The organism is Falsiroseomonas oryzae (assembly GCF_027856955.1).
Classification (GTDB): Bacteria; Pseudomonadota; Alphaproteobacteria; order Acetobacterales; family Acetobacteraceae; genus Falsiroseomonas; species Falsiroseomonas oryzae.
Window position 1 is genome coordinate 1 of the sequence record NZ_JAPSMD010000392.1, and the last position, 5,032, is coordinate 5,032.

Consider the following 5,032-nt stretch of genomic DNA (forward strand, 5'->3'; position numbering starts at 1 on the left):
GCCTGGCCGCGGCGGCGGCCGGCGTCGCGCTGGCGGCGCGCGAGGGCGCAGGCGCCGCGCGCGACTGACCCGGCGGGGAACGGGGCGGGCAGCGCAACACCCTTGCACATCCGCCGCGGTTGCTGGACCGTCGGCGGACCCCGCCGGGAGGACACTCGCCTTGGCCTATGCGCTGCAGCAGCTGATCAACGGGATCAGCCTCGGCATGATCTACGGCCTGATCGCCGTGGGCTACACGATGGTCTACGGCATCATCGGCATGATCAACTTCGCGCATGGCGACATCTTCATGGTGGGTGCCTTCGTCGCGCTGATCGCGATGGTCATGCTGGTCTCCGGCGGGATCATGGACGGGCCTGCGGCGATCCTGCTGGTGCTGGCGATCTCCATGGCCTTCACCGCGCTCTACGGCTGGACGGTGGAGCGCGTGGCCTATCGCCCGCTGCGCGGGTCCTTCCGCCTCGCCCCGCTCATCAGCGCGATCGGCATGTCCATCGTGCTGCAGAACTTCGTGCAGGTCAGCCAGGGCGCCCGCCCCAAGCCGATCGAGCCGCAGGTCATCGGCGGCATCGAGCTGATGCGCGAGGGCGAGTTCGTCGTGCAGCTGTCCTACATGCAGATGCTGATCATCGGCACCACGCTGGCGGCGCTGGTGGTGTTCACCTGGCTGGTCACGAAGACGCCGCTGGGGCGGGCGATGCGTGCCTGCGAGCAGGACCGGAAGATGGCGAACCTTCTGGGCATCGACACCGACAGGACCATCAGCCTGACCTTCGTGATCGGCGCCGCGCTCGCCGCCGTGGCGGCCACGCTCTACCTGCTGCGCTACGGCGTGGCGGACTTCTTCATGGGCTTCATCGTCGGCGTGAAGGCCTTCACGGCGGCGGTGCTGGGCGGCATCGGCAGCCTGCCCGGCGCGGTGCTGGGCGGGCTGCTGATCGGCCTGATCGAGACCTTCTGGTCGGCCTATTTCAGCGTGCAGTACAAGGACGTCGCGGCCTTCTCCATCCTGGCGCTGACGCTGATCTTCCTGCCCACCGGCCTGCTCGGCCGGCAGGACGTGGAGAAGGTATGAGCGCCTTCTCCCAGGGCGGCGCCGGCGGCCGGATCACCGCCGCGCTGCGCGACGCCACCATCGCCGCCGCGGTCGCTTTCGGCCTGTTCGTCGTGATGGTCGGGCTGCGCACCGACGTCTCGCCCACGGGCGCGCTGGTCCTGCGCGAACGCTGGACCGAGGTGGCGATGCTCTGCGCGCTGGTCTTCGCCGGGCGGCTGGTCGTCACGCTGTGGGGGCTTCGACCGCAGAGCCTCGGCCAGTCGCCGGAGCGAGCGGCGGCGATGGCGCGCGCGGGCAAGCTGTTTGCGCCGCTGCTGCTGGCGGCGGCGCTGGTGCTGCCCTTCGTCCCGGGCATCGGCCGCTACGAGCTCGACCTCGGCATCCTGGTGCTGACCTACGTCATGCTGGGCTGGGGGCTGAACATCGTGGTTGGCCTCGCCGGCCTGCTCGACCTCGGCTACGTCGCCTTCTACGCGGTCGGCGCCTATTCCTATGCGCTGCTGGCGCAGTATTTCGGCCTGTCCTTCTGGATCTGCCTGCCGCTGGCCGGCATCCTGGCGGCCTTCTGGGGCATCCTGCTCGGCTTCCCGGTGCTGCGGCTGCGCGGCGACTACCTGGCGATCGTCACGCTCGCCTTCGGCGAGATCATCCGCATCGTGCTGCTGAACTGGGTCAGCCTGACCGGCGGGCCGAACGGCATGAGCGGCATCCCGCGGCCCACCTTCTTCGGCCTGCCCTTCAACATGTCGGGCGAGCCCGGCACCTTCGCCGGCTTCTTCGGCATCGAGCCCGACCCGGTGCATCGGGTGGTCTTCCTCTACTACCTGATCCTGGGCCTGGCGCTGCTGACCAACTGGGTCACCATCCGCATCCGCCGCCAGCCCATCGGACGCGCCTGGGAAGCCCTGCGGGAGGACGAGATCGCCTGCCGCGCGCTGGGCATCAACGTGCGCAACACGAAGCTGACCGCCTTCGCGCTGGGCGCGATGTTCGGCGGCTTCGCTGGCGCCTTCTTCGCCACGCGGCAGGGCTTCATCAGCCCGGAGAGCTTCACCTTCATCGAGAGCGCGATCATCCTGGCGATCGTCGTGCTGGGCGGCATGGGCAGCCAGGTCGGCGTGGCGGTCGCGGCCATCGTCATGATCGGCGGCTTCGAGCTGTTCCGCGACCTCGAGGAATGGCGGATGCTGGTGTTCGGCGCGGCGATGGTGGTCATCATGGTGCTGCGCCCGCGTGGCCTGGTGGGCAGCCGCACGCCGACCATCGCGCTGGGCGAGAAGCGCGCCATCGGGGCGGGCCATGTCAGCGAGGGCCGCGGATGAGCGCCGCCCTGTCGATGCAGGATGCCCCGCCCATCCTGGAGGTGGAGGCGCTGACCATGCGCTTCGGCGGGCTGGTCGCCGTCGATGCCGTCTCCTTCACCGCCCGCCGCGGCGACATCACGGCGCTGATCGGGCCGAACGGCGCGGGCAAGACCACGGTGTTCAACTGCATCACCGGCTTCTACCGGCCGAGCGACGGCGCGCTGCGGCTGCACGCGGCTGATGGCGTGGCGGAGCTGCACCGGCTGAAGGACCACCGCATCGCCCGCGCCGGCGTGGCGCGCACCTTCCAGAACATCCGCCTGTTCCCGGGCATGACCGCGCTGGAGAACCTGCTGGTGGCGCAGACCGTGCCGCTGCAGGCGAAGACCGGCTTCGGCATCGTCGCGCTGCTCGGCCTCGGCGCCTATCGCAAGGCGGAAGCCGCGGCGGTCGCGCGCGCGGTGGCCTGGCTGCGTGCGACCAACCTGCTGGACCGCGCGGACGACCCCGCCGGCGCGCTGCCCTATGGCGCGCAGCGGCGGCTGGAGATCGCGCGCGCCATGTGCACGGCCCCGAGCCTGCTGTGCCTGGACGAGCCCGCTGCCGGCCTCAACCCGCGCGAATCGGACGAGCTGGCCCGCCTGCTTCGCGCCATCCGCGACGGCACCGCGGCAGAAGGCGAGCCGGCCGTCTCCGTGCTGCTGATCGAGCACGACATGGGCATCGTGATGACCATCTCCGACCACGTCGTGGTGCTGGACCACGGCAGGAAGATCGCGGAGGGCCCGCCCGCCGTGGTGCGCAACGACCGCACCGTGATCGCCGCCTATCTTGGCGAGGGCGACGATGACTGAGCACACCCCGATGCTGGAGGTCACCGACCTCGTCGCCGCCTATGGCGCGGTGGAGGCGCTGAAGGGCGTCTCGCTGCAGGTGCGGCAGGGTGAGATCGTCACCCTGATCGGCGCCAACGGCGCGGGCAAGTCCACGCTGCTGATGTCGCTCTGCGGCGACCCGCAGCCGCGCGCGGGCCGCGTCCTGCTGGAAGGCCGCGACATCACCGCCTGCCCGACGCACGAGATCATGCGGATGGGCGTCGCGCAGTCGCCGGAAGGCCGCCGCGTCTTCCCGCGCATGTCGGTGCTGGAGAACCTGCTGATGGGCGCGCAGGCGCAGGGCCACGACCCCGCGCCGGAGCTGGAGAAGGTCTTCGCGCTGTTCCCGCGCCTGAAGGAGAGGCAGGCGCAGCGCGGCGGCACGCTCTCGGGCGGCGAGCAGCAGATGCTGGCGATCGGGCGGGCGCTGATGTCGAAGCCGCGGCTGCTGCTGCTGGACGAGCCCTCGCTCGGCCTTGCGCCGCTGATCGTGCGGCAGATCTTCTCCGCGATCCGCGCGCTGAACGAGGCGGAAGGGCTGACGGTTCTGCTGGTGGAGCAGAACGCCAATCAGGCGCTGCGCCTGGCGCATCGCGGCTACGTGCTGGTGACCGGGCGGATCACCATGGAGGGCACGGGGGCGGAGCTGCTGGCCCGCCCGGAGATCCGCGACGCCTATCTGGGCGGGGGGCACTGACCGGGCGGTGGTCGCTCGGACGTGATCCGGGACCGTTTGACCTTCCCATTCTAGGAGGGTGGAGCTTCGGGGCCGGCCGGCGCATCGCCCGGTCGCGCATCGGAGGTCCCGCCATGTCCGCCCACGCCCATCACCACCACGACCAGCCCGCGCCGGTGTCGCTGAACCGCCTGGCCTGGTCGGCGACGCTGCACTGCCTCGCCGGCTGTGCCATCGGCGAGGTCGCGGGCATGGTCATCGGCACGGCGCTGGGCTGGGGCGACCTTGCGACCATCGCGCTGGCCGTCACGCTCGCCTTCCTCTCGGGCTTCGCGCTCACCATGGTGCCGCTGCTGCGCGCGGGGATGGCGTTCCGCCAGGCCGCGAGGCTCGCCGTTGCGGCGGATGCGGCCTCCATCACGGTGATGGAGGTGGTGGACAATGCCGTGATGCTGGCCATTCCGGGGGCCATGTCGGCCGGGCTCGGCGACCCGCTGTTCTGGGGCAGCCTGGCTTTCGCGCTGGCGGTGGCGGGGCTGGCCGCCTTCCCGCTGAACCGCTGGCTGATCGCCCGCGGCCGGGGTCATGCGGTGGTCCACGCCCATCACTGAAGCGGCCGCGGCGTTCACCGCTTCTTCAAGGCCATCGGCGCATCCTGCGGCACTGACTTGCCGCCGGAGCGCCCATGGACGACCTGATCGCGGATTTCCTGACCGAGACCCATGAGGGGCTGGCCGCGCTGGACGTGGCGCTGGTGCGGCTGGAGAAGCAGCCGGACGACAGGCCGACGCTGTCGGAGATCTTCCGCGTCATCCACACCATCAAGGGCACCTGCGGCTTCCTGGGCCTGTCGCGCCTGGAAGCGGTGGCGCATGCCGCGGAAAACGTGCTCGGCCGCTACCGCGACGGCGCGCTGAAGGTCACGCCGGACGGCATCACGCTGATCCTGCAGGCGCTGGACCGCATCAAGGCCATCGTCTCCGGCCTCGAGTCCGGCGGGGCGGAACCGGCGGGCGACGATGCCGCGCTGATCGCGGCGCTGGACGCCGCGGCCGATGGCGCGGCGCCGGTCGCGGTCGCTGTTCCGGTCGCGGCCGTGCCGGTCGCGGCCGCGCCGGCC

General features: G+C 71.2%; 6 protein-coding genes. All 6 read left to right on the plus strand.

The features are described 5' to 3' along the window. Positions 1 to 160: 160 nt before the first annotated feature. Entirely contained in the window at positions 161 to 1,075 is a 915-nt protein-coding gene (locus OZN99_RS25210; protein ID WP_270937992.1) for a branched-chain amino acid ABC transporter permease, read from the plus strand. Beyond that, positions 1,072 to 2,379: a high-affinity branched-chain amino acid ABC transporter permease LivM gene (gene livM, locus OZN99_RS25215; protein ID WP_270937993.1), complete on the plus strand. Its 1,308-nt coding sequence runs from the start codon at positions 1,072 to 1,074 to the stop codon at positions 2,377 to 2,379. Before OZN99_RS25210 ends, livM begins: the two co-directional genes overlap by 4 nt. Then, positions 2,376 to 3,215 carry an ABC transporter ATP-binding protein gene (locus OZN99_RS25220; RefSeq protein WP_270937994.1) on the plus strand — a complete coding sequence of 280 codons (840 nt, stop codon included), beginning with the start codon at positions 2,376 to 2,378 and terminating at the stop codon, positions 3,213 to 3,215. The genes livM and OZN99_RS25220 overlap by 4 nt, the downstream gene beginning before the upstream one ends. Further along, a complete protein-coding gene (locus OZN99_RS25225) occupies positions 3,208 to 3,933 on the plus strand; it encodes an ABC transporter ATP-binding protein (protein WP_456299901.1) in 726 nt (241 codons plus the stop codon). Before OZN99_RS25220 ends, OZN99_RS25225 begins: the two co-directional genes overlap by 8 nt. A gap of 113 nt (positions 3,934 to 4,046) precedes the next feature. After that, positions 4,047 to 4,523, plus strand: a complete 477-nt coding sequence (locus OZN99_RS25230; RefSeq protein WP_270937995.1) for a DUF4396 domain-containing protein — start codon at positions 4,047 to 4,049, stop codon at positions 4,521 to 4,523. A 74-nt stretch (positions 4,524 to 4,597) separates the two neighbouring features. Beyond that, positions 4,598 to 5,032: Hpt domain-containing protein (locus OZN99_RS25235; RefSeq protein ID WP_270937996.1), on the plus strand; the 435-nt coding region annotated here is incomplete at its 3' end.

Excerpts from the sequence above, each read along its gene's own strand:
- OZN99_RS25230 (WP_270937995.1), top strand. The coding sequence starts at position 4,047 with ATGTCCGCCCACGCCCATCACCACCACGACCAGCCCGCGCCGGTGTCG.
- livM (WP_270937993.1), top strand. The coding sequence starts at position 1,072 with ATGAGCGCCTTCTCCCAGGGCGGCGCCGGCGGCCGGATCACCGCCGCG.
- OZN99_RS25225 (WP_456299901.1), top strand. The coding sequence starts at position 3,208 with ATGACTGAGCACACCCCGATGCTGGAGGTCACCGACCTCGTCGCCGCC.
- OZN99_RS25220 (WP_270937994.1), top strand. The coding sequence starts at position 2,376 with ATGAGCGCCGCCCTGTCGATGCAGGATGCCCCGCCCATCCTGGAGGTG.